The organism is Pseudomonas sp. NPDC088322, from assembly GCF_044740745.1.
Classification (GTDB): Bacteria; Pseudomonadota; Gammaproteobacteria; order Pseudomonadales; family Pseudomonadaceae; genus Aquipseudomonas; species Aquipseudomonas shirazensis.
The window spans coordinates 1-13,344 of sequence record NZ_JBIURK010000001.1 but is presented as its reverse complement, the minus strand read 5'-3'; the positions used below and the strand labels follow the sequence as shown (position 1 = coordinate 13,344).

Sequence of the window (13,344 nt, the reverse complement as noted above, 5' to 3'; positions counted from 1 at the left end):
TCAATCCTTCCGCTTATGCGACTCACCCCGAGCGACCTTCTGAGTCTCGGTGAGGATGCCGCGTAAAATGCTCATTTCCGTACGCTCTACCGAACTGCGGCCGTACAGGCGACGCAGGCGCGCCATCAGGTGCTTGGGTTTGTCCGGATCGAGGAAGGCAATGTCCACCAGGGTTTTTTCCAGGTGGTCGTAGAAACGCTCCATCTCGTCCAGGGTCGCCAGTTCGACGGCGTCGGCCTTGTCACTGATCGACGGCGCACCCTGCGCGGCCAGCCAGGCCATGCGCACCTCATAGCCAAGCACCTGCACGGCGGCGGCCAGATTGAGCGAGCTGAAGTCAGGGTTCGAGGGAATGTGCACATGGAAGTGACATCGCTGCAATTCGTCGTTGGTCAGCCCGGCATGCTCGCGACCGAACACCAGGGCGATTTCGTCACCCATGGTGGCACGCTCGACCGACTTGGCGCCGCACTCGCGCGGATCCAGCATCGGCCACGGCAGGCTGCGGTCGCGGGCACTGGTGCCGATCGCAAGGCTGCAGCCAACCAGCGCCTCTTCCAGCGAGTCGACCACCAGCGCGCCACTGAGTACGTCGTCTGCGCCAGAAGCGCGGGCGCTGGCGTCAGCTGCCGGAAACTCCTGTGGCTGGACCAGCACCAGGCGCGACAAGCCCATGTTTTTCATGGCACGCGCAGCGCCGCCGATGTTGCCGGGGTGGCTGGTATTGACCAGAACAACACGAATATTTTGCAGCACGGTGGGTGCTCTCAAAGGCAGATATCAGGGCGGTCGATCTTACAGAACCGACGGACGTTACGCCATGAAAGCAAATGCGGCGCTGCCGTTGTCAAAAAACTCTGCTAAAATGGCCGGCTTTCTTCTTTAACATCTCCAGGTGAACCGCCCATGCAGCCTATGCTGACTATCGCCCTGCGCGCTGCTCGCAGCGCCAGTGAACTGATTTTCCGCTCCATCGAACGCCTGGACACCATCAAGGTGGACGAAAAGGACGCCAAGGACTACGTGTCCGAGGTTGACCGCGCTGCCGAGCAGAAAATCGTCGATGCTCTGCGCAAGGCCTACCCGAACCACTCGATCCAGGGTGAAGAGACCGGCTTCCACGCTGGCTCAGGTGAAGAAGGCAAAGACTACCTGTGGATCATCGACCCGCTCGATGGCACCACCAACTTCCTGCGTGGCATTCCGCACTTTGCAGTGAGCATCGCCTGCAAATACCGCGGTCGCCTGGAGCACGCAGTGGTACTGGATCCGGTTCGCCAGGAAGAGTTCACCGCCAGCCGTGGCCGTGGCGCCCAGATCAACGGTCGCCGCCTGCGCGTCAGCTCGCGCACCAGCCTTGAAGGCGCTCTGCTGGGTACCGGCTTCCCGTTCCGCGACAACCAGATGGCGGACCTTGACAACTATCTGGGTATGATCCGCGCCCTAACTGGCCAGACTGCCGGCATCCGCCGCGCCGGTTCTGCCAGCCTTGACCTGGCCTATGTAGCGGCCGGTCGTTTCGATGCGTTCTGGGAGTCGGGCCTGTCCGAGTGGGACATGGCTGCAGGCGTACTGCTGGTGCAGGAAGCTGGCGGTCTGGTCAGCGACTTCAACGGTGGCCACGAATTCCTCGAGAAAGGCCACATCGTTGCTGGCAACATCAAGTGCTTCAAAGCCGTGCTGACTGCCATCCAGCCGCACGTACCACAATCGCTGAAGCGCTAAGCGCCGGTCAGCCAGAAAAAAAGCACCCCACGGGGTGCTTTTTTGTGTCCGCAAGAACCGCACCGCTCGGCGTAGCAGCGGCCAGTGTGATTCCTGCACAGCTTTACTGCCCGTTCTGGGCCTGACTCAACACCAGCTTGCCATTCTCATCCAGCGGAATGGTCGAACCTGGCTCGTGATCCATCTTCACTTTGCCGACCTTGTCGCCAATCGAATAGGTGACGTTGTAGCCAACCACTTTCTCGCTCAGGTCATGCACGGTGTTACAGCGGGTCTGGGTGGTGGTGTAGGTGTCACGCTCTTGCATGCCTTCCTGCACCTTGTTACCGGCGTAGCCGCCGCCGACCGCACCGGCCACGGTGGCAATCTTCTTGCCGGTGCCGCCACCGATCTGGTTGCCGAGCAAGCCACCCGCCAACGCACCGACCACGGTACCGGCGATCTGATGTTGATCCTTGACCGGCGCCTGGCGCGTCACGGTCACGTCCTTGCACACTTCACGTGGAGTCTTGACCTGCTGCTTGATCGGCTGCACGTCGGTCACCTCAGCGACCTCTGGGCCTTTGTTCACCAAGCTGTAGGTCGCCATTGCGCCTGCGGCAGTTACACCGACGGCACCGAGCACCGCACCCACCAGCATTGATTTATTCACGTGAACCTCCTGATCGTACCAGCGGGCCATAACCCGCGCTTGTCCCAGCCTTGGAGCAAAAAAAAAGCCGCGAGTTCAACACTCGCGGCTCTCTTGGCGCCAAACGGCGGCGGCTTGCGGTTATGGACGCTCGTCCACACCCTCGGCCTTGACCGGTGGAATCAGGTCTTCGCTGTTCAGGTTCAGCCAGATCAGTACCACGTTGGCGATGTAGATCGACGAGTAGGTACCGGCCATGACCCCGATGAACAGAGCCAGGGAGAAGCCGAACAGGTTGTCACCCCCGAAGATCAACAGCGCGGCGATGGCCAGCAAGGTCGAAACCGAAGTGGCGATGGTGCGCAGCAGGGTCTGCGTGGTCGAGACGTTGATGTTCTCGATCAGCGAGGCCTTGCGCATGACGCGGAAGTTTTCCCGCACGCGGTCGAATACCACGATGGTGTCGTTCAGCGAGTAACCGATGATCGCCAGCACTGCCGCCAGCACCGTCAAATCGAAAGTGATCTGGAAGAACGAGAGGATACCCACAGTCACGACCACGTCGTGGATCAGCGAGATGATCGCGCCGACGGCGAATTTCCACTGGAAGCGGAAGGCTAGGTAGATGAGTACCCCGCCCAGCGCCAGCAGCATGCCCAGGCCGCCCTGGTCACGCAGTTCTTCACCTACCTGCGGGCCGACGAACTCGACTCGCTTGAGGGTCGCCGGGTTGTCGCCGCCGACTTTCTGCAGCGCTGCAGCAACCTTGCTGCCCAGTTGCGGGTCGTCGCCCGGCATGCGCACCAGCAGATCGGTAGTCGCACCGAAGCTCTGCACGATGGCGTCCTCGAAGCCCGACTGAGCGAGCTCGGCGCGGACCAGCTTGAGGTCTGCCGGACGCTCGTAGGTCAGCTCGATGAGCGTACCGCCGGTGAAGTCCAGACCGAAGTTCAAACCCTTCTGCCACCAGCTGAACAACGCCAGGATGGTCAGCAGGACAGTGACGGCGAACGCAACGTTGCGCACGCCCATGAAGTTGATGGTTTTCATGGTTATTCCCTCAAACCCACAGCTTCTTGATGTCACGCCCGCCGCAGGTCAGGTTGACCATTGCGCGGGTCACCATGACGGCGGTGAACATCGAGGTGAAAATCCCGAGGGACATGGTTACCGCAAAGCCTTTGACCGGCCCGGTGCCCATCGCGAAGAGGATACCGCCGACCAGCAGGCTGGTCAGGTTGGCGTCGATGATCGCGGTGTAGGCACGGCTGAAGCCTTCGTGGATGGCGCGCTGCACCGACATGCCGTTTTTCAGCTCCTCGCGAATCCGCGAGAAGATCAGCACGTTGGCGTCGACCGCCATACCCATGGTCAGCACGATACCGGCGATGCCCGGCAGGGTCAGGGTGGCACCCAGCAGGGACATCAAGGCCAGCAGCAGGATCATGTTGCCGGTCAGGGCAACGGTCGCGATCACGCCAAAACCGCGGTAGATGGCGATGATGAAGATGGACACGAACAGCATGCCCCACAGCGATGCATCGACACCTTTGGTGATGTTGTCGGCACCCAGGCTTGGACCAATGGTGCGCTCTTCAGCGAAGTACATCGGCGCAGCCAGACCACCGGCACGCAGCAGCAGGGCCAGTTCGGACGATTCACCCTGGCCATTGAGGCCGGTGATGCGGAACTGGCTGCCCAGTGGCGATTGGATGGTCGCCAGGCTGATGATCTTTTTCTCTTCCTGGAAGCTCTGTACGGCAACTTCCTTCTCGACGCCATCGACGGTCTGCTTGACGTAGCGAGTGATCGGCTTCTGCTCGATGAAGATTACTGCCATGCTGCGGCCGACGTTGCTGCGCGTCGCGCGGCTCATCAACTCGCCGCCATGGCCATCGAGGCGGATGTTGACCTGTGGCCGGCCTTGCTCGTCGAAGCTGGCTTGGGCGTCGGTGACCTGGTCACCGGTAATGATCAAACCACGCTCGACCGGCGCCGAACGGCCGCCGTCACGGAATTCGAAGACCTCGGTAGTGGCCTTGGAGGCACCTGGTTCGGCACCGAAGCGGAACTCGAGGTTGGCGGTCTTGCCGAGGATGCGCTTGGCTTCGGCAGTGTCCTGCACGCCTGGCAGCTCGACCACGATACGGTTGGCACCCTGACGCTGCACCAGCGGCTCGGCCACACCCAGTTCGTTGACCCGGTTACGCACGGTGGTCAGGTTTTGCTTGATCGAGTATTCGCGGATCTCGGCAACCTTGGCCGGGGTCAGCGCCAGACGCAGCACAGCGAGCTCGTTGCGCTCGGTGGTGGTCAGGTCGAAATCGGTGAAGCTCTTGCGAATCAGGGCACGAGCCTGTTCGCGGGTGGCGTCGTCAGAGAAGCCCAGCACGATGCCGCCATCCTGCTGAGGCAGGCTGCGGTAGCGGATGCGCTCTTTGCGCAACAGGGTCTTCACTTCGCCTTCGTAGACCTTCATGCGCGCGCTCATGGCCTTGTCCATGTCCACTTCGAGCAGGAAGTGCACACCACCGGACAGGTCCAGACCGAGCTTCATCGGGCTTGCACCCAGGTTACGCAGCCACTGCGGGGTGGTCTGGGCCAGGTTCAGGGCCACGACGTAATCATCGCCCAGGGCCTTGCGCACCACATCCTTGGCTGGCAGTTGGTCTTCCTGGTCGGTCAGGCGTACCAAGCCACTGCCCTTCTCGCCCAGGCTAGTGCCCTTCACGGTGATACCCGCTTCGGTCAGCGCCTTGTTGACGCGATCGAGGTCGGCCTGGTTGACCTGCAGCGCCGAGCTGGCACCACTGATCTGTACAGCCGGATCATCCGGATAGAGGTTGGGAGCGGAATAAATGAAACCGATCGCCAGCACCAGCACGATCAGTGCGTATTTCCACAGAGGATATTTGTTCAGCATCACGCCGCCCGTTCAAGACGCGGGGCGCTTTGCGCGCCCCGACTGGAAAAAGTAAAACCGGTACCTCAGATAGCCTTGAGCGTACCTTTAGGCAGGGTCGCAGCCACGGCGCCCTTCTGGAACTTCATCTCGACGGTGTCGGACACTTCCAGTACCACGAAGTCATCGGAAACCTTGACGATCTTGCCGGCGATGCCGCCGTTGGTGACAACTTCGTCACCTTTCTGCAAGTTGCCCAGCAGGTTCTTCTGCTCTTTGGCGCGCTTGGCCTGTGGACGCCAGATCATCAGGTAGAAGATGACCAGGAAGCCGACCAGGAAAATCCACTCGAAACCACCACCCATAGGGCCGGCGGCAGGGGCTGCGGCGTCCGCGTAGGCGGCGGGGATCAAAAAGCTCATGTGACACTCCAGTTGTTATGTTGCAACGTGTTGGGTTGGCAAACGGTTACAGTCAGTCAGTCCAAAGGCGGCACAGCAAGCCCGCGTTTGGCATAGAAGGCGTCGACAAAGGCGGCCAATTTACCTTGTTGAATAGCCTCGCGTAAACCGGCCATCAGGCGCTGGTAATGACGCAAGTTATGGATTGTATTCAACATGCTGCTCAACATTTCGCCGCACTTGTCCAGGTGGTGCAGATAGGCGCGCGAGAAGTTGCTGCAGGTATAGCAATCGCAGGTCGGATCCAGCGGCGAATCATCATGGCGATGGAACGCGTTGCGGATCTTGATCACCCCAGTGTCGATGAACAGATGGCCGTTGCGCGCATTGCGCGTCGGCATCACGCAGTCGAACATGTCGACGCCGCGGCGCACACCCTCCACAAGATCCTCTGGTTTGCCTACCCCCATAAGGTAACGAGGTTTGTCAGCGGGCATCATCGCCGGCAAGTAATCGAGCACCTTGATCATCTCGTGCTTCGGCTCACCGACCGACAAGCCGCCGATCGCCAGGCCGTCGAAGTCGATGTTGACCAGCGCCTCCAGCGAGCGTTCCCGCAAGTCTTGATACATGCCGCCCTGAACGATGCCGAACAGCGCCGCAGTGTTGTCGGCGTGGGCGTCCTTGGAGCGCTGCGCCCAGCGCAGCGACAGCTCCATCGAGGTGCGCGCGACGTCATGCTCGGCCGGGTACGGCGTGCATTCGTCGAAGATCATCACGATGTCCGAGCCCAGATCACGCTGGACCTGCATCGACTCTTCCGGGCCCATGAACACCTTGGAGCCATCGACTGGCGAGGCGAAGGTCACGCCCTCTTCCTTGATCTTGCGCATGGCGCCCAGGCTGAACACCTGGAAGCCACCGGAGTCGGTCAGAATCGGGCCTTTCCACTGCATGAAATCGTGCAGGCCGTTGTGCTTCTTGATCACCTCGGTGCCCGGGCGCAGCCACAGGTGGAAGGTGTTGCCGAGAATGATCTCGGCGCCGGTGGCCTCGATGTCACGCGGCAGCATGCCCTTGACCGTGCCATAGGTGCCCACCGGCATGAACGCCGGGGTCTCGACCGTGCCACGGGGGAAGGTCAGGCGGCCACGACGGGCCTTGCCGTCGGTGGCCAGCAGTTCGAAGGACATACGACAGGTGCGACTCATGCTTGATCCTCGGGGCCGCGCGGCGCCGGATTGCGGGTGATGAACATCGCATCACCGTAACTGAAGAAGCGGTAGCCATGCTCGACCGCAGCGGCGTAGGCCGCCATGGTCTCGGGGTAACCGGCGAAGGCCGAGACCAGCATCAGCAGCGTGGACTCCGGCAGGTGGAAGTTGGTGACCAGGGCATCGACCACATGGAACGGCCGGCCCGGGTAGATAAAGATGTCGGTGTCGCCGCTGAACGCCTTGAGCTGGCCATCACGCGCGGCACTCTCCAGCGAGCGCACGCTGGTGGTGCCGACGGCAACCACTCGGCCGCCACGCGCACGGCACGCGGCCACGGCGTCGACTACCTCCTGGCTGACTTCGAGCCATTCCTTGTGCATATGGTGGTCTTCGATCTTGTCGACCCGCACCGGCTGGAAGGTGCCGGCGCCCACATGCAAGGTAACGAACGCACTCTCGACGCCCTTGGCTGCGATTTTCTCGAGCAGCGGCTGGTCGAAGTGCAGGCCTGCGGTTGGCGCCGCGACGGCACCTGCGCGCTCGGCATAAACAGTCTGATAGCGCTCGCGGTCGGCGCCCTCGTCCGGGCGATCGATATACGGCGGCAGCGGCATATGGCCGACGCGATCGAGCAGCGGCAGCACTTCGTCGCTGAAACGGAGCTCGAACAGCGTGTCATGGCGGGCGACCATCTCGGCCTCGCCGCCGCCGTCGATGAGCAACTGTGTAGCGACCTTGGGCGCCTTGCTTGCACGCACATGGGCCAGTACCCGGTGGCTGTCGAGCACGCGCTCGACCAGCACTTCGAGCTTGCCGCCCGAGGCTTTTTGGCCAAACAACCGCGCCGGGATCACCCGGGTGTTGTTGAACACCATCAGGTCACCTGGGCGCAGGTGTTCGAGCAGATCGGTGAATTGCTGATGAGCCAGCGCGCCGCTCGGTCCATCAAGAACCAGCAGTCGGCTGCCATGGCGCTCGGCCAGTGGGTGGCGGGCGATCAGGGAATCGGGGAGTTCGAAGGAAAAATCGGCGACGCGCATGATTGTGTTCGGTTCGACAGGGCCGCAAAGTTTAGCCCAACCTGTGAAAATTCTCCATGAAAGCCGATTGACCGACCCGCGGAGCCTCTCTATACTGCCGCCCCACAAGCCCTGATGGCGGAATTGGTAGACGCGGCGGATTCAAAATCCGTTTTCGAAAGGAGTGGGAGTTCGAGTCTCCCTCGGGGCACCAAACGCAACACATAGACGCCTTACCGGCGTCTACGCAACATCCCAAAAGCCCGCTGATTGCGGGCTTTTTAGTTTCTACAGTTTGAACGTTTTCTCCAGCAAAGCAGTGCTCTTTGATGTGCTGCTCAGTCAGTTATGCCCTCAAGCGCATAAGCACCCGCCGTCAACTGCTCAGTCAGAAACTCAAGGCACACTTTGATTCTTTCCGACTGCGAAGCACGGACCGTGGTGACCGCGGAAATATCCGCAACCTGATGCCAAGCAGGCAGCAGTCGCATGAGCTTGCCCTGCGCAAAACTGGGGGCGACGTCCCATGTGGAGGCCATGATGATGCCCAGCCCCTCATGCGCCCACTCGCGCACGATGTCGCTGTTGTTCGATGCCATAGGCCCGGTCACCTTGACGGTCTCCATGCCAGCTGGCCCCTCTAGACGCCACAAACCAAAGCTACTGTCCCTGTCGCGCAGCAGCAGGCAGTCGTGCTGTGCCAGATCAGCCAGCGAAGCGGGATGGCCTCGCTCCGCGACATAGCTCGGGGCGGCGCACAGAATCCTCTGGCTGCTGGCGATCTTGTGGGCAATCAGATGCTGCTCGGTCACCTCCCCTACTCGAATATCGATATCGAACTGTTCACCGATCAGGTCCGTGCGCCTGTCCATCAACTCGATCCAGACCTCAAGTCTTGGGTAGCGCTTGCGCAGCAGGCCGAGAATGGGTGCCACGTGGAAACGGCCCAGTCGTTGACTGGTGCTGATCCGCAGCAGCCCTCTGGGCTCTACCCGGTCTCCATGGGACGTTTCCAGCATGCCGTGGACGTTCTCCAGAATCTGTTTGGCCCAGACCAGCATCGCCTCGCCTTCACGGGTGATGGTGACGCGGCGCGTCGTGCGGTTGAACAGCTTGCAGTTGAGGCTTTGCTCAAGTGTCGCGATGCGCTTGCTGACGTGCGCTGGCGAGATCCCCAACTCAGCCCCTGCACTGACGAAGCTCGAACAGCGGGCGATCGCAGTGAAGAGCAAAAGGTCACGCAGGAATGGGTCATTGTTCAGTAATCGAGAATTCTGATATTTCATCTGAGCCAATTATGACCTTCGCCGGCGATAGTAGGCTGGATCCTAACAGCACCTGATGAGCCAGCGCTGCTCCTCAGGAACACAAAAACAACTGTGAAGATCAAATCATGTCCAGAATCAGAGTTGCAGTGGCCGGCGTCGGCATGATCGGTCGCCGCCATATCGAACTTGTACAAGCGAGCCTGTCTTGTGAACTGGTTGCCGTTGTTGATCCGGTAACGATCCCGGACGATTACCTGACCGCTCTGGGCGTTCCTCAATATGCAGATCTGGCGGCCTTGTTCGACAACGTCAAACCGGACGGCGTTATCCTTGCCACGCCCAATGCGCTGCATGTTGCGCAGGCGTTGCAATGCGTCGAGGCAGGCGTTGCCGCCTTGATCGAAAAACCCGTCGCCCACAGCGTTGAAGAAGGTAAGCGTCTGCTCGCTGCGGCAACCGCAAAGGGTGCGCGTCTGCTGGTCGGGCACCATCGAGCACATAGCCCTGTGCTGGCCAAGGCACGGGAGATCATCGGCGAAGGCGTGCTCGGCGACATTGTTGCCGTGCAGGGCAGCGCGCTGTTCTACAAGCCGGATGACTACTTCGATGCGGCCGTGTGGCGGCGCCAGGAAGGTGGCGGCCCGATCCTGATCAACATGATTCACGAGATCGGCAACTTGCGCTCGCTGTGCGGAGAGATCGTTGCCGTCCAGGCCATGCAGTCGAGTGCCGCGCGCAACTTTCCGGTCGAAGACACGGTGTGTATCGGCCTGCGCTTTGCCAACGGAGCCCTGGGCTCGTTTCTGCTGTCGGACTCTGCGGGGTGTGCCCGCAGCTGGGAGCAGACGTCCCAGGAGAATGCGAGCTACGCCGCTTACGCCGATGAAGACTGCTATGTAATCAGCGGCAAGAACGGGTCACTTGCAGTGCCCACAATGCGCCTCAAATACTATGCCCGCGCTGAGGACCGATCCTGGTTCAAACCTTTCCAGACGGCGACCGCTGATGTTGAACGTCGAGATCCTCTGGAGCTCCAGCTCGAGCACTTCTGCCGGGTCATCCAAGGGTTTGAAGCGCCGCTGGTCACGGTGCGCGATGGCCTCAGAAATCTGATCATCACTGAGGCCATTGCCGAAGCGGCGAAATCTGGAGCGGTCGTCAGCACAGCCCCTGTCTGATCGACTAGAACTGCCTCTCAAGCTTTAGGTGGATATTTCCCTTTGCGGGTACTACCAGAGCGAGGCCTGTTTGCAGCATGACAACCCGGCTGTACAAAACTCCAGGCAGGATCAAATCATCAGAAATCTACCGACGCACTGACCGAAAACGTGCGCGGGGCGCCCAGCACCAGGTAGTTCGAGCCGGGGTAGCCGCCAGTTGAAGCCCAATAGTTACGGCCCGCAACGTTATCCAGCCGCGCGCGCAAGGTTACATCCTTGTCATCGACTTTAAAGCCGTACCGCGCGCCCAGATCAAACCTGGTCCAGGAGGGGATCTCGAGGCTGTTGGCGTTGTTTACGTATTGACTGCTGGTATAGACAACGCGACTGGTCAGGGTCAGGCCGTCGACGCCGGGCACATCCCATTCGCCGCCGATGTTTGCTTGCACCTTAGGCACGCCGATCGGCTCGTTGCCGTCGTTTTCACCGTTTTGAGTCTTGCTCAGTTCTGCGTCAAGCAGTGTTACCCCACCGAGCAGGCGCACGCGTTGAATTGGTGTGCCAAACAGCGACAGTTCGATGCCGCGGTTACGTTGTTCGCCGCCATCCTTGAATACCTGATTCTCGACAATACCTACAGGTTTGCGCGTTTCGAACACTGCGAGGCTACCGCCCAGAGCACCGCCATCGTATTTCACGCCGAACTCGGTCTGTTTGGCGACATACGGTGCGAGTGACTGACCAGCATTTAGAACAGGCGCGCTGGAGCCGTCAGGCAGGGTTGTGGTGGCGCTGGCCGTATCACCCTTGGTCAGCCCTTCGATGTAATTGGCATATACCGAGAACTGCTCGTTCAGTTGGTATACAGCACCCGCAACAGGTGTGGTCTCATAGCGGTTGTACTTCGACGTCTTGTCGCCACTGTTGTAGTCATAACCGGTCACATCCATGCCCTGACGACGAGCACCGAGCGTCAGCAGCAGTTGATCATCAAAGAAGCCAAGCGTGTCGGCGATTGCGAGACTTTGCGTGTGCGTGCGGGCAGTGATGTGCGGATCGGACATGGAACCGCTGAAGCTCACATTGTCCGGTTTAGCAAAATCTGCGGGATCATACAGGTCACCGGCGAAGCCGCCGAAGTTACCCGCCCACGCGTTTCGATCCTTGCTGTCGAACATCGCACCCGACACCACCCACTGGTGCGACACCGGGCCGGTCTGCAGGTTGAAGCGCATCCCGACTTCGCCGGTAGTGATGGTTTCTTCGCGATAGTTGTCGAAACGATTGGCTCGGGTTACGCCTGCGGCATTGGAAGAGGGGTTGGCGAGCACATTCTTCTCTTCGCCTTTGCGCATGCCGATCGCTGCCCACGTGGTGACAGCGTCGCTCAGGTCGTACTCCGCGCGAAAGGTGCCGAACGTCTGCTTCTCTTTCGAATAGGTCCACGACTGCCCGTAGTTCTTGTCTGCATCGGGCGGGCTCGGCACTCTGCCCGTCGGCGTGACGCTGGGCAATGGGTTGTCGATGAAGTGGTATTGATGGCCGACATCTGCGGACAAACGCAAGCGCTCGCCTTGATAGTCCAGGCCCAAGGCGAACATGTCCAGGCTACGGTCCTGGTCTTCTACCGCAGTCTCGCCTCCGCGCTTGGCCACATTGACGCGCACGCCGAAGCGATCCTCTTCGCCAAAGCGTCGTGCCAGATCCGCGGCGGCGGTACCAAAGCCATTGTTCTCGGCACCTACAGTCAAACGGGTCAGCGCCTCGTTGGGGGCGCGCTTGGGCAGGATATTGATCGCACCGCCGATCCCGGTACCGCCCGGCGCCGCACCGTTGAGGAAGGCGTTGGCGCCGCGGAACACCTCCACCCGCTCGATAAATTCGGCAGCCACATACTGGCGTGGCAGTAACCCGTACAAGCCGTTGTAAGCAATGTCATCGGAATACAGAGGGAAGCCGCGCATTACGTAGAGTTCCTGGAAATTTCCAAAACCACGGGCAATGCGCACCGACGGGTCGTTCTGAAGGATATCGGCGACACTTTGTGCCTGTTGATCCCGAATCAGCTGATTGGTGTAGGACGTCGAGGTGAATGGCGTACTCATGTAATCCTTGTTGCCCAGAATACCCACGCGCCCACCGCGGGCCACCTGACCACCCTCATATTCAGGCACCAAGCCTTCTCGCGAGGCATCGGCGCTTGCCGAGATCGCAGTTTCCTCCAACTCCAGAACGACGCCCGGGCTATCGCTTGCGCTAGCCGGTTGCTGGTTCTCCAGCGCCGTTTCTGCCAAGGCGAACGGTGTTGAGATACTCGCGACCAGCCCGATCGGCAGCCACACGGAATTAAACGCATTTTTGCGGGGGACGTTAGGGATAAGCATGAGCGGACCTGCTGGGCGTGATGGAATAGGTTTGATCACGCAATCTAGCAAATACGAATCATTATCTGTAGTGTTTTGATTCTATAGTTTGACATCGCCGTAGGAACGGCCTTGCTGCGGCGCCGGAGCGGCGGATGGGGTAAAAATGTCGATGATCGTGGCGGGGGCAGATATTTTGGGGCCGCGTTGAATTGACGTTGCGCGGTCGTAGTAGGAGCGGCCTTATGTCGCGAATGCGATGGGGGCCGCTATAAAGCCCCAGATTTCCGGATCCCGGAAAAGACAAAACCCCTACCTGCTCGCGCAGATAGGGGTTTTGCGAAATGAATCTTGACGATGACCTACTCTCACATGGGGAGACCCCACACTACCATCGGCGATGCATCGTTTCACTACTGAGTTCGGGATGGGATCAGGTGGTTCCAATGCTCTATTGTCGTCAAGAAATTCTGTAGCCAGAACGTCCAGATGAACGGCCCAGCAAATTCGGATATGTGATGTTTGTGTACGAATCTTCAGCGTTTCGTCTTCACCACCGCAACCTGCATGGGCAAATTGCTTGGGTGTTATATGGTCAAGCCTCACGGGCAATTAGTATTGGTTAGCTCAACGCCTCACAGCGCTTACACACCCAACC

General features: G+C 60.1%; 11 protein-coding genes, 1 tRNA gene and 1 rRNA gene. 3 read left to right on the top strand and 10 right to left on the bottom strand.

Annotated features, from left to right (window positions below; translation table 11 throughout):
- Positions 1-756 (bottom strand): tRNA (cytosine(32)/uridine(32)-2'-O)-methyltransferase TrmJ, encoded by a 756-nt coding sequence (gene trmJ / locus ACIOAU_RS00065; RefSeq protein WP_101316678.1) that lies wholly within the window; start codon positions 754-756, stop codon positions 1-3.
- A 150-nt stretch (positions 757-906) separates the two neighbouring features.
- Between trmJ and suhB the strand changes: the two genes are divergently transcribed.
- The gene (gene suhB / locus ACIOAU_RS00060; protein ID WP_101316676.1) at positions 907-1,725 is read left to right on the top strand and encodes an inositol-phosphate phosphatase; all 819 of its coding nucleotides are present in this window, start codon (positions 907-909) and stop codon (positions 1,723-1,725) included.
- A gap of 103 nt (positions 1,726-1,828) precedes the next feature.
- On the opposite strand, the gene ACIOAU_RS00055 is transcribed toward suhB, so the two are convergent.
- The 6 genes from ACIOAU_RS00055 to queA form a co-directional block, all read right to left on the bottom strand.
- Positions 1,829-2,377 carry a glycine zipper 2TM domain-containing protein gene (locus ACIOAU_RS00055; protein ID WP_103438701.1) on the bottom strand — a complete coding sequence of 183 codons (549 nt, stop codon included), beginning with the start codon at positions 2,375-2,377 and terminating at the stop codon, positions 1,829-1,831.
- A 120-nt stretch (positions 2,378-2,497) separates the two neighbouring features.
- The gene (secF, locus tag ACIOAU_RS00050; protein WP_101316674.1) at positions 2,498-3,406 is read right to left on the bottom strand and encodes a protein translocase subunit SecF; all 909 of its coding nucleotides are present in this window, start codon (positions 3,404-3,406) and stop codon (positions 2,498-2,500) included.
- A 10-nt stretch (positions 3,407-3,416) separates the two neighbouring features.
- On the bottom strand, positions 3,417-5,279 hold the full coding sequence (gene secD / locus ACIOAU_RS00045; RefSeq protein WP_101316672.1) for a protein translocase subunit SecD: 1,863 nt from the start codon (positions 5,277-5,279) through the stop codon (positions 3,417-3,419).
- A gap of 65 nt (positions 5,280-5,344) precedes the next feature.
- Positions 5,345-5,680: a preprotein translocase subunit YajC gene (gene yajC / locus ACIOAU_RS00040; protein WP_103436107.1), complete on the bottom strand. Its 336-nt coding sequence runs from the start codon at positions 5,678-5,680 to the stop codon at positions 5,345-5,347.
- Positions 5,681-5,736: 56 nt separating this feature from the next.
- Positions 5,737-6,852 (bottom strand): tRNA guanosine(34) transglycosylase Tgt, encoded by a 1,116-nt coding sequence (gene tgt / locus ACIOAU_RS00035; protein ID WP_178080815.1) that lies wholly within the window; start codon positions 6,850-6,852, stop codon positions 5,737-5,739.
- Positions 6,853-6,866: 14 nt separating this feature from the next.
- Entirely contained in the window at positions 6,867-7,916 is a 1,050-nt protein-coding gene (gene queA, locus ACIOAU_RS00030) for a tRNA preQ1(34) S-adenosylmethionine ribosyltransferase-isomerase QueA (RefSeq protein WP_401179213.1), read from the bottom strand.
- Between the two features lie 108 nt (positions 7,917-8,024).
- On the opposite strand from queA, the gene ACIOAU_RS00025 reads away from it, so the two are divergent.
- Positions 8,025-8,109 (top strand) — tRNA-Leu (locus ACIOAU_RS00025).
- Positions 8,110-8,233: 124 nt separating this feature from the next.
- Here the strand turns inward: ACIOAU_RS00025 and ACIOAU_RS00020 are convergent.
- The gene (locus ACIOAU_RS00020) at positions 8,234-9,181 is read right to left on the bottom strand and encodes a LysR substrate-binding domain-containing protein (RefSeq protein WP_401179210.1); all 948 of its coding nucleotides are present in this window, start codon (positions 9,179-9,181) and stop codon (positions 8,234-8,236) included.
- A gap of 107 nt (positions 9,182-9,288) precedes the next feature.
- Between ACIOAU_RS00020 and ACIOAU_RS00015 the strand changes: the two genes are divergently transcribed.
- Positions 9,289-10,341 carry a Gfo/Idh/MocA family protein gene (locus ACIOAU_RS00015; protein WP_401179207.1) on the top strand — a complete coding sequence of 351 codons (1,053 nt, stop codon included), beginning with the start codon at positions 9,289-9,291 and terminating at the stop codon, positions 10,339-10,341.
- Positions 10,342-10,460: 119 nt separating this feature from the next.
- Here the strand turns inward: ACIOAU_RS00015 and ACIOAU_RS00010 are convergent, their stop codons facing one another.
- Together ACIOAU_RS00010 and rrf are read right to left on the bottom strand one after the other, a co-directional pair.
- Positions 10,461-12,707, bottom strand: coding sequence for a TonB-dependent siderophore receptor (locus ACIOAU_RS00010; protein ID WP_401179205.1), 2,247 nt, complete (start codon positions 12,705-12,707; stop codon positions 10,461-10,463).
- Positions 12,708-13,035: 328 nt separating this feature from the next.
- Positions 13,036-13,151 (bottom strand): 5S ribosomal RNA (gene rrf / locus ACIOAU_RS00005).
- Positions 13,152-13,344: the final 193 nt, after the last annotated feature.

Excerpts from the sequence above, each read along its gene's own strand:
- suhB (WP_101316676.1), top strand. The coding sequence starts at position 907 with ATGCAGCCTATGCTGACTATCGCCCTGCGCGCTGCTCGCAGCGCCAGT.
- secF (WP_101316674.1), bottom strand. The coding sequence starts at position 3,406 with ATGAAAACCATCAACTTCATGGGCGTGCGCAACGTTGCGTTCGCCGTC.
- secD (WP_101316672.1), bottom strand. The coding sequence starts at position 5,279 with ATGCTGAACAAATATCCTCTGTGGAAATACGCACTGATCGTGCTGGTG.
- yajC (WP_103436107.1), bottom strand. The coding sequence starts at position 5,680 with ATGAGCTTTTTGATCCCCGCCGCCTACGCGGACGCCGCAGCCCCTGCC.
- tgt (WP_178080815.1), bottom strand. The coding sequence starts at position 6,852 with ATGTCCTTCGAACTGCTGGCCACCGACGGCAAGGCCCGTCGTGGCCGC.
- queA (WP_401179213.1), bottom strand. The coding sequence starts at position 7,916 with ATGCGCGTCGCCGATTTTTCCTTCGAACTCCCCGATTCCCTGATCGCC.
- ACIOAU_RS00020 (WP_401179210.1), bottom strand. The coding sequence starts at position 9,181 with ATGAAATATCAGAATTCTCGATTACTGAACAATGACCCATTCCTGCGT.
- ACIOAU_RS00015 (WP_401179207.1), top strand. The coding sequence starts at position 9,289 with ATGTCCAGAATCAGAGTTGCAGTGGCCGGCGTCGGCATGATCGGTCGC.
- ACIOAU_RS00010 (WP_401179205.1), bottom strand. The coding sequence starts at position 12,707 with ATGCTTATCCCTAACGTCCCCCGCAAAAATGCGTTTAATTCCGTGTGG.